Consider the following 14928-nt stretch of genomic DNA (forward strand, 5'->3'; position numbering starts at 1 on the left):
GAGCATATTTTGGCAAACCTTAGCAGTGATGGCACGATATAGAATTCATAGATAATGTTTTTTGTCAATGCGTAAGTCCTAATGCTAGCGTGTATGGTCGTATGAAGTAGGACGCCCCAGCTCCCACGATCGCAACCCAATGCTTCGACTACGGAAATGGTCGGTTCGGACATCCGGAAGAGGCTTGTGCAATCTCTCTAAGAGAGGCCACTATCCTTGAGATTTTTCCCAAAAACTACCGCTTCCTAACTCCTGGCGAGCGTGTCTCTTTCAGCAAACTGGGTAGTTTAATCGGAAACGCTGTTCCTGTCCAAATTGGCGAGGTGCTAGCGCAGAGCCTACTCGCTTATGTACAGAAGTACCATAAGCAACTAAAGTAAAAATGCAAGATTAAAGGTTTTTTTAACCTTTAATCTTGCATTTTTACTTTGACTATTTTTTATTCCTCGATCGGCTTAGGCTTCTTAACCGGCTTAGGAAGAGGTTCCTTCGGGACAGGCGGTGGTGCTGCTGCTGCGGACTTGATGGTAGGACGCCCTACAGGAGCACCGTCACCGCTGGGCCTAGGAGTAAACGGACGCTTCCCTCCTCCTTTGAAGCCACCGGGCGGCTTGCTGCCAGGGGGGAATTTCCGCTTTTTAATCGGCAGCGCCCCAATATTATTAGCCTGCTCAATAATCAGACTGTCAGCTTTCAATTTGACGTGGAAATCCCAAAAAAACCCGATCGCTTTTGTTGCTAAATCTCCCTTGAGTTTCAGTTTAAAAAACTTCATCTTGTCGTCATTCTTGCGGGGAGCTTGCTTGATTTTGACGATGACATACTTTTCTTCGTCTTGGGATTGATAAATCACCTCACCTCTAATCGAAAAATAGCCATCTTCAACATCAGGTTCCGAGGGCGGCAAAGATGGGGTCGATGCTTCGCCGCTAGCCTGAATCTCCGCTGCTTCCTGATTTTCCTCATCAGAGGACGGTTCGGGAGGTTTCTTGAGCGTTTCCGGCTCCCAAACTCCCATAATCTGGGCGTGCAAGTTGCCGTCTTCTTGCCTGGTGCGGGGATAGACCACCCACAAGTGTTCTTGTTCCAGCTCCAGGTGATTTTTGACTAAACTCATGACTCTACCCAGCAAAACTGCATCAATGGCAGTTCCGTCGGCAGCTATCAGCATACCCCGGGTGAATTGCTCTTCTGATGGCGTGTAGCGGCCCCGCACCAAACCAACAGCTCGGTACTGTCTGGGTTCGCTGGGGGGGGGAATGGGATGTTGGCGCATGACGGAGGGTATGTCCTCAGCGGCCTGACTTTCGTTAGCGGCAGGCTCGGCCTTTGCGGGCGGTGCGACTGCTACGGCTGGAGTATCGCTGACAGGTGTCGAAGACGCTGCAGGCGCCGGGGGTGCAGGAGCATTGCTGGGCTGGTCTTGTGGCTTTGTTTTGTCCTTGTCGGGGGCAGAACTGTAGCGTGGTCGTTGCAGCCTATCCTTGGACGCTGGGGCGTCTGTTGGCGTTGCCGGTTGATTTTGGTCAACAGGTGCAGCCAACGCAGAAGGCACCGAACTTTCGTCTGGTGTCTCAGCAATGGAATCTGTATCTGTAGGCGGATTCACGGCCGGTTCGCTGGGCTGAGCCTTGCGATTTGAAGTAGATTTGGACGATTTGGAAGACCGGTTGGGAGAGGGGTTCATAAAAACTCCTTGCAGCGGAGACACATCCCTTAAGGGAAATTAGGAATAAACTGAAGAAACTGCTTTAAAAACTACTAGCACCTGACTTGGGGCTTGCGCCCCGAGGTCTGGTTGTGACCCGTCAACGCCAACTTTCAACGCTACGAGTGCCGATCGGTTCGCGGGCTGCTAAAATCCTTGCGAGCAAGGACTTTGGGAGTTGCTGACCGATCGATCGCCGATCGCGCTGAGCTGGAGTTGCTGGCTAATAGCATTTAGGATATTCAGCTTGCCTATTTTACTTAATCCAATTACCTAACGGCCTGATCCGCCATATTTTCGGTAATTTTTAGCTTGACCAGACTAAATTGGACAGACACCACAGTCCTTGGGCCTGTGGGTCTGAGTGTCCAAAATTGTTTAGCTAGCATGGAGTTGTGGGTCTGTTACCATATTAGCTGCAAGTAAAAGGCTGCTTTGTCCGTTCGGACTTTGAAGTTAAGAACTTTTATGGTTGCATGGATCTAGTTAAATGGCAGACGCCCCCGGGCGATGCCTTAATTCTTAGAAAATAGTAGATTTTAAGCTGGGATAGTTGAATTATGGAAAAAGCAAACAAGCGTCGTGGGTTGATTACTGTGGTGGTGGTGCTGTCGCTCATCGCTTTTTTGGGATTTTCTCTTGTGCCAATTTTAAACAGTATTCTCCAGGCCAGCCAAGCGCAAAGTACGTCAACTCCAACACCTACTCAGACGGCGCAGTCAGGGGAGAAGCAATCAGAGTTGCTGCAAGCTCAGGCTAGGGGATACGAATTGGTTTTGCAGCGGGAACCTGACAACGTAACGGCTTTGCGGGGATTGTTGCAGGTGCGACTGGAGTTGATAGGGCAAGGAGTGGGCGACATTAAGGATGCGATCGCTCCTTTGGAAAAGTTGGCTTCGCTGAATCCTGAGACTACTGAATACGGGATTTTGCTGGCTCAGGCTAAGGAACGCACGGGCGATCGCGAAGGTGCTGCTCAAGCTTACAGGTCAATTTTAGCGTCTAAGCCTGGCGAAATTAAGGCTTTGCAGGGGTTGGTGAATTTGCTGCTAGTGCAGCAGCGGCCCGAAGCTGCGATCGGACTGCTGCAAGATACGCTGAAGGCTGCTCCGGCGGCAAATCTGGCGAAGCCGGAAAGTGTAGATGTAACTTCAGTGCAGTTGATTTTGGGACAGGTTTATGCTGTGCAGAAGCGATACGAGGAGGCGATCGCCATTTACGACGAATCTGCTAAGGCTAATCCCAAAGATTTTCGCCCGACTTTAGCAAAGGCGATCGTGCTGAAGGAACAGGGCAAAACAGATGAGGCAAAAACGCTGTTCGATCGAGCTACTGAGTTAGCTCCTCCTAACTATAAAGATCAAATTAATCAGTTAGCTAGTGGCACTCCTTCGCCTTCTCCTGCGGCTACGACGACTCCGGAACCGGCTGCTTCTCCTAGTCCTGAAGGTGCGCTACCGAAACCTTAAGGAAAGTTTTTAGTGAAAGAGTCGGGGGTCTTAAGTGAAATAGTTTGAAGTGAAAAATTTAATAATTTAAACTCAAAACTACTCGCTTTATTCCTAATTACGCAGGACTTACGAAAAGAAATCCGGTTTCTACGATAAATCTTGGTTGAACGACGAAAGATACATGAAGAAACCGGGTTTATAAGTCCTCGCACGGAGCGTCCTGCTACCGATTACCAATTACTAATTACCTATTAGGTAAGACCTCGGAGGGAATTATGACTACTAGCGTTGACCGCGTTGTTCTACCTCCTGCTTTTCCCGACCACACTCAATTACCTGACTCCGACGGTATTTTTGTTAAAAATTTTCAGGAGCATCCGCAAAGTTTAATTTTAACTGATTCGATCGGGCTAATTTTGCAACAGCAGCATCCTGACGGACAATATGCGATCGGTCAAGACTGCGGCATTTACTGGCGAGAAACTGAACCGGCGGAACAAGGTGCAGAAGCTCCTGATTGGTTTTACGTTCCGAATGTACCTCCTAACATTGACGGTCAAATTCGGCGTTCCTACGTGTTGTGGCGGGAACACATAGCACCGTTAATTGCTTTGGAATTTGCCAGCGGGAACGGAGATGAAGAGCGCGATTCCCTTCGGGATAGCTTCGCTTCACGTACTCCTTTATCTCGCACCGATGAAGGGGTAGTCACTAAACCTGGAAAGTTTTGGGTTTACGAGCGGGTGATGCGAATTCTCTATTACGCCATCTACCAAGTTAATAATGGCCGATTAGAAGTTTATCGGTTGATTGACGGGTATTATCAACTGTTAGAACTCAATCAGCGCGGTCATTTTCCCATTGCACCTTTAGGCGTAGAATTGGGACTTTGGCAAGGCAGCTATCAAAATCAAACCATGCTTTGGCTGCGTTGGTGGGACGAGGAAGGTAATTTGCTGTTGATTGGCGATGAAAGAGCAGAATTAGAGAGATTGCGAGGGGAGCAACAGCGGGAAAGGGCCGAGAGTGCAGAACAGGCACGACAAGCTGAATTTCAGGCAAGAAGGGATGCAATTCCCCGGTTGTTGGGAATGGGGTTGAGTGCCGAACAAGTGGCAGAGGCGTTAAGTTTATCCGTGGAAGAAGTGACGGAGAATGCTGGAGAGTGAGATAGTGAGAGAGAATTGGGGAAAAGGGCGATCGGTCTTAATAGACTTCATCATGAGAACCCATTTTGAGCAATAAAATAGCTTCCTCTTCATCTTCTGGATCGGTCACAAACTCAAATAAAATCCGATAATCATAATCTATTGAACACGACCAGATACCCGATAAATCTCCTGTCAGTTTGTGAGTTCGCAAGCTGGGGTTAAAGCAGTCTTCAGACAAAAGTTCAAGCGTAGCTTCAATTAAAAGGCGAAGCTGAGGATTTTTACGAACTAACTTTTTAAAAGTACGAATAGATTTGGGAGTCCAACCAATTTTCATCAATCATCCAACTCCGCCATAAAATCGGCTACAGACCCAAATTTAACATTGCCTTCTGCATACTCTTGACGAACTTCTGCTACTTCCTTGAGTAATTCATTTCGTCGCTGTTGTCGCAGACGATTCTGAAGAATATCTAGAAGCATAGCTTGATCTTCTAATGATAAAACTTCTACAGCTTCAAGAGCTTGCTGGAATTGAGATGTTTGTGTCGTTTTACTCATATTTTTTTTGCTACTTATAATCACGATATTTTGTATTTATTTTAGCAAGACTTATCCTAAGCTAGCATTTTTGAGTTGTGATGTGGAGAATTCCTGAGACGACTTTCAAAATGAACAAATTAGGTGTGAACGACCCGCCCTACAAATTAATACCACATTTACATCTTCTACAATCGCTTCTCACCCGTGCATCCTAAAGCAATCTACAAGGCGAGATCACTCAATAGTCACCTAGAGCTTTACGAACCTCGATTTCTTCAGCAGCGATTTCGATGGCTTCTGGAACCCTTTGTTTATCGATAATGCCTGCATCAATGAGTGCATCAACGATCAAAGCCGCTAGCTGCTCGCTTGTTAAAGTTCGTTTGGCTTCTTCGTTCTTAAATTCCTTTTCGGGAAGTTCGCGCATTGTTTTCTTTATCCCCTTTTTTTGCCGTTTAATTAGTAAGGCGGGCATCGCCCACCCTACAACTTAATACTTCCTCTCCTGCGGCTCAAACATCGTAATCGCCACCGGCATATAAGCCAAATCAATCCCCGCAGGCGAATAATAAGCCAGCGTATGCTTCAAGAAATTGCTGTCATCGCGCTCAGTAAAATCTTCCCGCGAATGAGCTCCCCGACTTTCCTGCCGGTTCAAAGCAGAAGTTAAAATCATTTTCCCGACAATTATCAAACTTCGCAACTCCAAAGCTTCCACAATTTCCGTATTCCACAACTTGCCTTTATCGTCTAAGTAAACCTCCTCATATTGTCGCTCTAAATCCTCCAATTTCTTTAAACCTTCTTGCATCAATTCTGCGCTACGAAATACGCCACAATACTCAGTCATAGTATCTTGATACTGCTGCCGCACTTGATTAATTCGGTATTTTCCGGGACGTTCTAAAAGTGTCTGAATTTGCTCTTTTGCTTCCTGGATATAACGCTGTTCGTCTACAGCAGGCAACTTGCGATTTTGCACGAATTGTGCTATGGTTGCGCCAGTAACTTTGCCGTAAACTACGCATTCCAACAGCGAATTGCTGCCCAAACGGTTGGCGCCGTGAACTGACACGCAAGCTGCTTCGCCGGCTGCAAAAAAACCGTCTACTAAACTGTCAGGACTGCTGCGAACTTGCCCGCTAACATTAGTAGGAATTCCCCCCATTGAATAGTGAACGGTAGGGCGGACGGGCATTGGCTGATTTACGGCATCAATTCCTAACAAACGGTGCGCTTCTTCCCAAGCAAAAGGAATTTTGCTCATGATTTTTTCGCGTCCCATGTGCCGCAAATCCAGATAGATAAAGGGGCCGCCGGCACTACCATCAACATTAATTCCTCGGCCAGCGCGAATTTCTATGGAAATTGACCGCGAGGTGATATCTCTGGGCGCTAATTCCATGCGCGACGGGGCATAATTCGCCATAAATCGATCGCCCTCTGAATTAATCAAATAAGCGCCTTCGCCCCGCACAGCCTCCGAAATCAACACTCCCACGGGATACAAACCAGTCGGGTGAAACTGCACGAATTCCATATCTTCCAGCGGCAATCCAGCTAAAGCCGTCATCGCCAAACCGTCTCCCGTCGAGGCGTAATCGTTCGACGTGGTATTGTAAACTCGGCCGTAACCCCCCGTAGCAAACATCACCGCCTTAGCACGGACAACCTCAATTTGACCGTCTAGAAGGCGGTACATAACTACCCCCTTGGCTTGGCCTTCTTCCAAAATCAGGCGCGTGACATACCACTCCTGATAGATGTGAACTCCGCAGCGGCGCAGATTGTTGACTAATTCGTGGAGGATGGCGTGACCGGTTTTGTCGGCGGCGTAGCAGGTGCGGCGGTGGGAATGTCCGCCAAAAGCGCGCTGGGCAATTCTGCCGTCTGGGAGGCGGGAGAAGAGGACTCCCATGTGTTCTAAATCTATGACTACACCGGGTGCTTCCCGGGTGAGGATTTCTACCGCGTCTTGGTCTGCTAAATAGTCTGAACCTTTTACTGTGTCGAAGGCATGGGCTTTCCAACTGTCTTCAGGATCGACATTTTGCAGGCTGGAGGCCATCCCACCTTGGGCTGCGACGGAGTGCGATCGAATCGGGTGAGTTTTGGCGACGACAGCTACCTTTAAACTGGGGTCAGTCCGAGCAATTTCTACTGCGGCGCGGCAACCTGCTAAACCGCCGCCTACAATGATTACGTCGTGTTCTAGCATTTTTTTTAATTATTTTGAGTGTTCTGCTCAACTTATGGTGACGCAAAAAAAAACTTCCTACCAAAAGAGCAGGAAGTTTTTTAACTTTTGATTTGAATGGAAAATCAAAAGTTAAAATTTCAAATTGGACTAGCCGGCGCTTTCGGCAGGATTCTGAAGCGACTGATTTCCCGTTGCAGAAGGTTGAGGTTCCGTACCGGGTTCTACAGCAAGCACTTCAATGTTATTTAGCAGAGTTGTAACGAAAGCAAACAGCAAGAAGGGCAGAGACAGCACTAAAATCAAGCCGACGGTAGCCAAGGCGAAGATTTGGCGGGCGCTACTCCACAAGGCGAGTGCCGACGCTAGACTTAGGAAGATGACTATCAGCCAAACAATGATTTGACCGTAAATGTCGCCAAAGGTGAGCGTACATCTAAGGCGATAGTTTTGGATGTTATTCATTTGATGCCTCGCGAGATTGCTATTACGACTTGTCCAAAAATACTTTGACAGTGCGTCAATGCCCACTGTAAATTTCTAAGTTTAGCTGCCGCAACTTGGTTTTGGGGTTGTTGTAAACATTCTTTATTGACACTCCCCGGCGTGAACGCACGGGGATTCTTAATTCATCGACTGACCTTTAAGCGCTGTGTCCTTGCGGCAATCCTTAAACTCTTCAACCGTGCAATTGCACCAATTGACCAGCTTAACTCACAACCACCCCAGAGAGCCTATCTCCAAAAGCGTACGCTTGATACGACCAAGCGAGTTCGGGTGTGCCCCACCCTACTTGACTGAAACAAATTATTGATTTTATGGTGAGAATGCGTTGATTCCCTAGCTCTGTTTTACAAGGTTTTCGCTACCCTTGTTTTTGCTCTCAAAAAGCTTTCAGGTTCTAGGGTGCCGACGATGGCGCCGCTTCACAACCGCCCACCTTGGGAATTACAACCATGTCTATGGTATCAAAAAGCCGTCCTATAACGACGGGGTTTTCAACCCAATTTCCTGATAAGTTGCCACAACACTTGATAAATTTTTGCTTCTGAGGGGAATTTCTGCCGAAACAGTTGGCTGACGCACTCCGAGGCCTAGAAACCTGGTTTTTTACGGTTTTGGCCGGCTGACTAGAAGTAAACGCGCCAAACAAACAACCGAGGTGATTGCCGCCGGTGCGTCCAGGATTACCAAACCAAGGCATAAGGGGAAAGTCTACTTTTTGAGGGAGCCCTGACTTGGTAAAGTAATGTTAAGCTGCGTGGAAATGGAATCAACCTTTATAGCGTCGCACCTGTCTTTTCGCCCATGTCTTCAGAGAGCAAATTGCTGATTTCGCGCTGTTTCCTGGCTGGTTTGGGAACGCAGATGTTTATGTACCGCGAAGACCGGATTCCCCAAGAGAGTCCGGTGCTGGTGGTGAGCAATCACCGCAGTTTCTTAGATCCTGTGCTGCTGACGGCGGCTTTGGGTCGATCGATCCGCTTTGCTTGTCATCATTACATGGGTCAAGTTCCGGTGATGAGGGAAGTTGTCACGACTTTCGGCGCTTTCCCCTTGGAAGCACCGGAGCACCGACAGCAGCATTTTTTCTCTCAAGCCACAGCGCTGCTGCAAGGCGGGGAGATGGTGGGGGTGTTTCCAGAGGGTGCAGAACCGATGGTGAAGCTTACTGGCCCGAATACTGTGGGGAAGTTTCAGCGGGGATTTGCTCATTTGGCTTTGCGGGCACCGGTGCGGGATTTGGCGGTTTTGCCGGTGGCGATTAGTTCATTTGAGGAACACTCAGTACGATCGGGTGTACCGCTCAAGTTGTTGAGTTTGTTCGATCCTTCGGAACCGCTGTTCGATCGATCTGGGTGGCATCCTGTGATAATTTATCAGCGAGTTAATGTTTTAATCGGCCGGCCTTACTGGATTACTGCCGAGAGACAGCAGCAATATCGAGGCAAAAAAGCCAAAGCTGTTGTTGCGGAACTCACAGACCACTGTCAGGGCGAAATTGCAGAATTACTCCAACGAGGTTGTTTGTAAGTTTGTTGACTGTTGACTATTGGCTGGTGTCAGATTTCCAATCTAAAATCTAAAATCTAAAATCGATTGACTTGAATCATGGCAAATGCTAACAATAAGGTTCGTTTCCTAACCCCCAGACCTCCGAAACCCGATCGCCCTTTATTTGTATTTTTGCCCGGTATGGACGGGGGCGGTTTGCTGCTGCGCTCCCAAATTCCTAAATTAGCCAATCATTTCGATATTCGTTGCTTAACTTTACCTGCGGACGATACGCCTAGTTGGGATGTACTGGTTGGGGAAACAATTGCCTTAATTGAAGCCGAAAAGGAAGCCGGAAAGCCCAAGCGGCCGGTTTATCTGTGCGGCGAGTCATTTGGGGGCTGTTTAGCGATGAAAGTTGTGTTAGAAGCTCCCCAATTGTGCGATCGATTAATCTTAGTAAATCCAGCTTCTTCCTTTCGACAGCAGCCTTGGGTGCAGTGGGGTTCGTACCTGACTCAGTGGCTGCCGGCCAACCTTTATCCGCTGTCGGTAATCGGTTTATTGCCGATATTAGCATCATTAGGAAAGATTGGGCGCGACGATCGCCGTGCTTTGCTAGAAGCGATGCAAGCAGTACCGCAAAACACGTCTGTGTGGAGATTGGCGTTAGTGCGATCGTTTAATGTTGACGAAAATCAGTTGCGCGGCATCAAACACCCGACGCTAGTAATTGCTAGCGGTGCCGATCGGCTGCTGCCTTCTTTAGCAGAAGCGAAGCTTTTAGTCAAAGTAATTCCCAAGGCTCAAATGGTGCTGCTGGCTAACAGCGGTCATGCTTGTTTGTTAGAAACAGATGTTGACCTTTTTGCGATTATGCAAGCTCGCAATTTTTTGACAAAATCCGAAGAAAATCGGTCATTAGTCAGCAGTCATTAGTTATTAGTCATTAGCTATAGTTAATAGTCATTAGCTAAGACTTCTCACTTAGCAATAAGTCTAGGCAAAATTAGAGATGGGGTTATCGGTAAAATTTATATCCCAATTAACCCGCCCTGCCACTAATTAGTAACTCCCTAAATACCAGCAACTAATGACTAATAACTAATAACTAATAACTAATAACTAATAACTAATTAAGATTTAGCCATTTTTGAGCGTTAAGTCGCTGGACGACGCCAAACACCATGAGGTCTAGTGTTACCTTGCGCTCATCTATCAAAAAAGGCTCTAAAGTGCTAGTTTTGGTATTAGTTTCAGCGCAGGAAAACGCCCTTTGACTTTGAATATTTTCTTGAGGAAAATACAGGTTAAATTGGCGCTGACCTTCTTGAAATTTACCAATTACCTGCCAGCAATCGCCAACGGAACTCATGCCGGCAACGGGGAGTTTTTGCTTGGTCAAACTCACCTCTAAATCCTTAACGCCCTGCTTAGTCAAAGCAGTTTGCAAAGCGGGCAAATAATCTTGTTGAATAAATTCCGCAAAGGGCTTGTCTTCAACAGCAGGTGCTTTTTCCTTTTTAGCTTTAGCGGGGGGCTTGTCGCCTTCGGCTTTGGCTGCGGGCTTTTTAGCAGCAGGCTGAGGCTTGTCAGTGCTGGGTAAGTCGGTTGTCTCGGCTGTGTCGGAACTCGGGGCGTTCTCGATCGCAGCACTGGGAGTTTCCGATTCTCCAGGGGTAGGGTTTTGCGGTTCTTCTGGCATTAACGCTTCCTTTTAAAAGTGATCGGTAAAAGGAATTGTGAGTGTAGGTGGGGGCGATCGACTTTTTTCGATCGCCCCCACTGTTTATCGAAAACCAAGCGAGAGAGAATTGCTCGTTCCAAAAAATTTGAACTCAAAACACTCTCAGAGGGCGATCGCCGGCAAACATCACAACTCCTTTGGTTATTCTAAATCTCAGCGACAGCTCGTTCAATCAAACGGCGGGCGAGAGTTTGAACACCGGTGTGTTCGTAGTAGTTGGTAGTCATATCGAGGAATGCACCCACGTAGTCCACCTTGTCAGCAGAAATTTCCACAAAACTCTGCAAGTGGCCGAGTACATTTTGAGGAGTCAAACCTCGATCGCTCACAAAAGAGCTCATCCAGCCGGAAACCGAATTAAAGCTTTCGCCAATAAAGCCGAGTTGACCTGCAGGAGAACCCCCAGGAATCATGCCACCGATCGACTTAAAGGCCGAATTATCTTGCAAATCGTTCGGGGAGAGCTTTTCAATCCAAGACTGAGTTGCCATGATAAAGTCCGGGCCCAGGGGAATCAAACCGTCAAAACACACCAAAGCAGCCATCCGCATCAGGGATTCGCCGCCGTAGTCGCCCAAGGAAGCAGCAAAATCGCCAATGCTGTCGCCGGGAAGGCCGTTAATTTGGCAAAAAGCTAGCAACTCTGTGACTAATTTCAAAGACAGATCGATCGTTTGAGCTTTTTCAGCCTTGGGAGTGATATTGCCGAGGAACGACAAAAACGAGACATTTTCCGCAACTTTATTAGCGAGGGCCGCACTGCCCAAAGCCTTGTCGGTACTGTCAATAGTTTGGTAAAGCCAGAGAGCGCGTTGATAGCCCTGAGACTTATCGTTGAAGAGGTAGATGGCGCGCTCGCCAATTTGCTGAATTAGTTCTTCGTCTGTTTCGCCAGTAACGGTGCGAATGGTATTTTCAAAGCCAACTAAATTGTTCCACTCACCGGGAACCACAAAGTCAAGCGCTCGCAGGGCTTTGACAGTCATGTTGTCTTGAGGCAGTGTATCGACTAATTCAAAGACTGTTTTGCTCACAAAAAACTCCTTTTGCTGGAACGAAAATCAAAGGTATTACTTTTGGCAGATGCCAGGAACTTCACAGTCTCATTCGGGCAGACTTAGTTCTAATAGCGCCAGACTGGAGTCGGGCGCGGAGTGTGACAAAAGACGTTGCTACTTGAGACGGGCGAGACCGCCGAGGTTAAATTTTGACAGCCAAGCTTCGCGATCGCTAGCGGTAAAAGAGGGATTGCGGGATTGAACTTTCACCTGATAGCGATTTGCCACTAAAACAGCAGTGATATTAGCACCCTGATTAACGGCGGGATAGCCGCTGATTTGCTTGGTACTTTGCTGGAATTTTGCACCTGCGCTGGGGTTGCCGGCGATGTCGTTAATCGAGAGAACCGCGACATTTTTTCCGTCTTTGTTCAGCTTAGCTTCAGCAAAACCGGATTTTTCTTGAGCAAAAACGCGATCGAATCCACCGCCCGAAGACGGGAAGTATTTATTTAACTTACCGCCTGCAACTGCCTTCTTGGGCAGGTTTTGATTACTAGCACTTGATTTATCAGCAGTTGTCTGCTGTGCCTTACCAGGTTTTTGGGTGCTTTCCTGCTGAGCTTTGTCCCAGCGGGAGGGGGCTTGGGTTTGACCGCAGGCGGTCACTAACAGCAGTACCGAGATCAGGAATGGAGCTAAGATGCGGCGTGCGGGGGAAAATTGCATCGCTGTCTCCTCATTAGTAGGTTTCCATAACAATTGTGGCTCAGAATTTGGCAATTTGTGTGGTCTGAGCGGATTATTTGTCTTCTTTGCAAAAAAATCCTCTACCTGCGGGCAGAGGATTTTTTTGCAATTACGATTTTTGAAGGAAGAAAACTGAAAGATTGCTCCACAGATAAATTCTGGGGATGGGGGTAAAGAAACTAAGTTTTCTGATAGCCAGAAATCTCAAAACAATTTTTGCTGATTTTCCCTAGATTTATCTAGAAATTTCAGAGCAATTGTTCATCAATCGTCTTACTTCGGCTTTCCAACTTAGGTCTTACTTTAGAGATAAGGCTCAGGCGTCGCTTTCAATGTAGATAAACAACAAACCCATTACCACAACCGGCATCAGCCAGGTAATTAGCGGAATCAAAATCCACGGCAAAAAAGAAGCAGCGTAGGAACCTGTCATATCAAATTCTCCAAACTAAAGTTAGTGTGTTCCAACAGGGATATTGGGGAGTGAAGCCTAATTGTTGACTAAACCCCGGAAAATGGCATCAACGCCGTTAAAGTTTTCCAGTAAGAAGTAAGCAGCAAAGACGCCGCTCATCCCGCCAATGAAGAAACCAGCGGTTAACTGGCTCCACCCTTCAGCATTTCTGAGGGAATCGGGAGTCATCGGATTAGCGCTAGGGTAGCTGGTGTTGTCTTGTTTGAAAGAGACTAAACCGTAGGCAGACATACCTAGTGTGCCGAGCAGAACTAAGACGAGGGCTGTAATTAGTCCGCCAAGATTAGCTGCTTCTGGATAATCCCGCAAGGGCCCGAAGACGATTTCGGGGCCGACGAGGAAATAACCGTGTGCCAAACCGATTTCTAGACCTCGAACTAGGGGCGAGAGTCCTTTGCGGTAGGCAGGCAAGTTCCCAATAAATGCTTTTGTGAAGTCAGAAGCACTGATCGGGGTGGCTAGATGACCCGTGAAGGGGTCGCCGTTAAAGGGTTTAATAAGCTCTGCATCTCTGGGATCGGCCATATTCTGTTTGTCCTCGCAGTTTAATAAAGTTGAGGCGTTCAAGTCATATTTTACGCAGGGAGGTGTTTCCTATTTGCATAATTGGCAGCAAGCTTTAGAAAAGTTCACTATTCTTTAGTTTTTGGAAGAATTTTTCTTTTGCCTCTTATACCAGAAAGCGAGTCGATCGGGCGACACTCCAAGGAAATAAGCGATGATTACTATTTGATTAATAGCGGTGGTTTTGAGAACCCCAAGCTGCTGCCAGCGACGGGCGGAGGTCAGGACTGGCTGGGGTACTATTTCAATGCGGCCTTGTTTTTTCAATCGGCGCACGAATTCAAAGTCTTCCATGAGGGGCAAGTCGGGAAAACCGCCGATTTTGTCAAAGGTAACTGCGTGGAGGAAAATAGCTTGATCGCCGTAGGGCATTTCCAAAAAGTTCGATCGGCACTTTACCCCTCTTTCTATCAGCCGGAGGCTGAGCCTGCAGGCGTCAATCTTGAGTTCAAAGGCCCCTGCTACAGCAGACGGGTTAGCTAGTACCCGACGCGCGCTATCGTCGTACCCGCGAGGCAAAAGAGTGTCTCCGTGGAGAAACAGCAATATGTCTCCTGTAGCAGCAGCAGCACCTGCATTCATTTGGGTGGCGCGGCCTGGGGCGGTGGAGATAACTCGGACGCCCAAAGATTTTGCTATATCGGCTGTACCGTCGCTACTGCAGCCGTCGGCGACAATTATTTCGACATTTTTGGCCTGAAGGGCGCTGGAGATGACTGAGGCAATTGTAGGTGCTTCGTTTAAGACTGGAATGATAATGGAAATTTTGAGATAGGGATTTTCTAGCGACATACAGAATTAAGCACCCCGTGAGAGAGGGTGGGTTTTGTAAAAAGTTTATCTGTTATGAGAGTCAATTTTTTACGCCGGGATAGCCCCTACATTGGGCCTTAAGGTGGGAGGGCAAGTTTTGTAAAAAGCTTATCTGTTAGTTGCTCATTTTTTACGCCGATATCGCCCCTACATTTGGCTTTCATCTGACAGGGCCGGTTTCATACAAATCTGAGCTATTAATTGTTAGTTTATTTGCTAATTTTTGGTATTTTCTCGCGCCTGGGATTATTGTCCCAGGCGCTGTCTAACTACTACTAAAATTCAGCATTTGGTTAGACGAATACAATTACTATAGCAAAACCATTTGATTTGTAAATAATCGATTCAATCATCACAAGCGTTTCAGGTTGTTCTACATTCACGACTCAAATAGACTTGCTATATATTATGACTTTTTTTTCCAAAATCAAGTAGTTTTATAAACTTCTATATAACTCTTTATAGCCTTTCTCAGAAAGATGAGGTACAATAACAGCAGTGTGTAAACCAGTTAAAAATATTTGATGATGTAACTT

General features: G+C 47.2%; 17 protein-coding genes. 5 read left to right on the top strand and 12 right to left on the bottom strand.

The window, feature by feature from the left end; genetic code table 11:
- Positions 1 to 128: 128 nt before the first annotated feature.
- Complete coding sequence (locus QUA33_RS28270; protein WP_445243256.1) at positions 129 to 380, top strand: DNA cytosine methyltransferase; 252 nt, start codon at positions 129 to 131, stop codon at positions 378 to 380.
- 59 nt (positions 381 to 439) lie between these two features.
- On the opposite strand, the gene QUA33_RS17000 is transcribed toward QUA33_RS28270, so the two are convergent.
- The gene (locus tag QUA33_RS17000; RefSeq protein WP_333095889.1) at positions 440 to 1687 is read right to left on the bottom strand and encodes a hypothetical protein; all 1248 of its coding nucleotides are present in this window, start codon (positions 1685 to 1687) and stop codon (positions 440 to 442) included.
- A 581-nt stretch (positions 1688 to 2268) separates the two neighbouring features.
- Between QUA33_RS17000 and QUA33_RS17005 the strand changes: the two genes are divergently transcribed.
- Both QUA33_RS17005 and QUA33_RS17010 read left to right on the top strand, forming a co-directional pair.
- Complete coding sequence (locus QUA33_RS17005; RefSeq protein ID WP_333149671.1) at positions 2269 to 3177, top strand: tetratricopeptide repeat protein; 909 nt, start codon at positions 2269 to 2271, stop codon at positions 3175 to 3177.
- Between the two features lie 257 nt (positions 3178 to 3434).
- The gene (locus QUA33_RS17010; RefSeq protein WP_333149673.1) at positions 3435 to 4328 is read left to right on the top strand and encodes a Uma2 family endonuclease; all 894 of its coding nucleotides are present in this window, start codon (positions 3435 to 3437) and stop codon (positions 4326 to 4328) included.
- A gap of 37 nt (positions 4329 to 4365) precedes the next feature.
- Here the strand turns inward: QUA33_RS17010 and QUA33_RS17015 are convergent, their stop codons facing one another.
- The 5 genes from QUA33_RS17015 to QUA33_RS17035 all read right to left on the bottom strand — a co-directional run bounded on the left by QUA33_RS17015 (position 4366) and on the right by QUA33_RS17035 (position 7515).
- The gene (locus QUA33_RS17015) at positions 4366 to 4647 is read right to left on the bottom strand and encodes a type II toxin-antitoxin system RelE/ParE family toxin (RefSeq protein ID WP_172191064.1); all 282 of its coding nucleotides are present in this window, start codon (positions 4645 to 4647) and stop codon (positions 4366 to 4368) included.
- The gene (locus QUA33_RS17020; RefSeq protein ID WP_096831014.1) at positions 4647 to 4871 is read right to left on the bottom strand and encodes a hypothetical protein; all 225 of its coding nucleotides are present in this window, start codon (positions 4869 to 4871) and stop codon (positions 4647 to 4649) included. Before QUA33_RS17020 ends, QUA33_RS17015 begins: the two co-directional genes overlap by 1 nt.
- A 220-nt stretch (positions 4872 to 5091) precedes the next feature.
- A complete protein-coding gene (locus tag QUA33_RS17025) occupies positions 5092 to 5328 on the bottom strand; it encodes a hypothetical protein (protein WP_333149675.1) in 237 nt (78 codons plus the stop codon).
- A 15-nt stretch (positions 5329 to 5343) separates the two neighbouring features.
- The gene (locus tag QUA33_RS17030; protein ID WP_333149677.1) at positions 5344 to 7071 is read right to left on the bottom strand and encodes a succinate dehydrogenase/fumarate reductase flavoprotein subunit; all 1728 of its coding nucleotides are present in this window, start codon (positions 7069 to 7071) and stop codon (positions 5344 to 5346) included.
- Between the two features lie 129 nt (positions 7072 to 7200).
- A complete protein-coding gene (locus QUA33_RS17035) occupies positions 7201 to 7515 on the bottom strand; it encodes a hypothetical protein (protein WP_190741078.1) in 315 nt (104 codons plus the stop codon).
- 843 nt (positions 7516 to 8358) lie between these two features.
- Between QUA33_RS17035 and QUA33_RS17040 the strand changes: the two genes are divergently transcribed.
- Together QUA33_RS17040 and QUA33_RS17045 are read left to right on the top strand one after the other, a co-directional pair.
- Positions 8359 to 9084, top strand: coding sequence for a lysophospholipid acyltransferase family protein (locus QUA33_RS17040; protein WP_333149679.1), 726 nt, complete (start codon positions 8359 to 8361; stop codon positions 9082 to 9084).
- Between the two features lie 78 nt (positions 9085 to 9162).
- The gene (locus QUA33_RS17045; protein ID WP_333149680.1) at positions 9163 to 9984 is read left to right on the top strand and encodes an alpha/beta hydrolase; all 822 of its coding nucleotides are present in this window, start codon (positions 9163 to 9165) and stop codon (positions 9982 to 9984) included.
- A gap of 193 nt (positions 9985 to 10177) precedes the next feature.
- Here QUA33_RS17045 and QUA33_RS17050 read toward each other — a convergent pair whose 3' ends face one another.
- From QUA33_RS17050 to QUA33_RS17075, 6 genes are all read right to left on the bottom strand, one after another.
- The gene (locus QUA33_RS17050) at positions 10178 to 10750 is read right to left on the bottom strand and encodes a DUF2996 domain-containing protein (RefSeq protein WP_333149682.1); all 573 of its coding nucleotides are present in this window, start codon (positions 10748 to 10750) and stop codon (positions 10178 to 10180) included.
- A 188-nt stretch (positions 10751 to 10938) separates the two neighbouring features.
- On the bottom strand, positions 10939 to 11826 hold the full coding sequence (locus QUA33_RS17055) for a hypothetical protein (protein WP_333095899.1): 888 nt from the start codon (positions 11824 to 11826) through the stop codon (positions 10939 to 10941).
- A gap of 138 nt (positions 11827 to 11964) precedes the next feature.
- The gene (locus QUA33_RS17060; protein ID WP_333070012.1) at positions 11965 to 12519 is read right to left on the bottom strand and encodes a hypothetical protein; all 555 of its coding nucleotides are present in this window, start codon (positions 12517 to 12519) and stop codon (positions 11965 to 11967) included.
- Between the two features lie 337 nt (positions 12520 to 12856).
- Positions 12857 to 12973 carry a photosystem I reaction center subunit VIII gene (locus tag QUA33_RS17065; RefSeq protein ID WP_293127047.1) on the bottom strand — a complete coding sequence of 39 codons (117 nt, stop codon included), beginning with the start codon at positions 12971 to 12973 and terminating at the stop codon, positions 12857 to 12859.
- 57 nt (positions 12974 to 13030) lie between these two features.
- On the bottom strand, positions 13031 to 13540 hold the full coding sequence (locus tag QUA33_RS17070; protein ID WP_172191067.1) for a photosystem I reaction center protein subunit XI: 510 nt from the start codon (positions 13538 to 13540) through the stop codon (positions 13031 to 13033).
- A gap of 114 nt (positions 13541 to 13654) precedes the next feature.
- The gene (locus tag QUA33_RS17075; protein ID WP_333149684.1) at positions 13655 to 14371 is read right to left on the bottom strand and encodes a TIGR04283 family arsenosugar biosynthesis glycosyltransferase; all 717 of its coding nucleotides are present in this window, start codon (positions 14369 to 14371) and stop codon (positions 13655 to 13657) included.
- Positions 14372 to 14928: the final 557 nt, after the last annotated feature.

Origin of the sequence: Microcoleus sp. Pol14D4 (genome assembly GCF_036701245.1) — a bacterium.
Taxonomy (GTDB): Bacteria; Cyanobacteriota; Cyanobacteriia; order Cyanobacteriales; family Microcoleaceae; genus Microcoleus.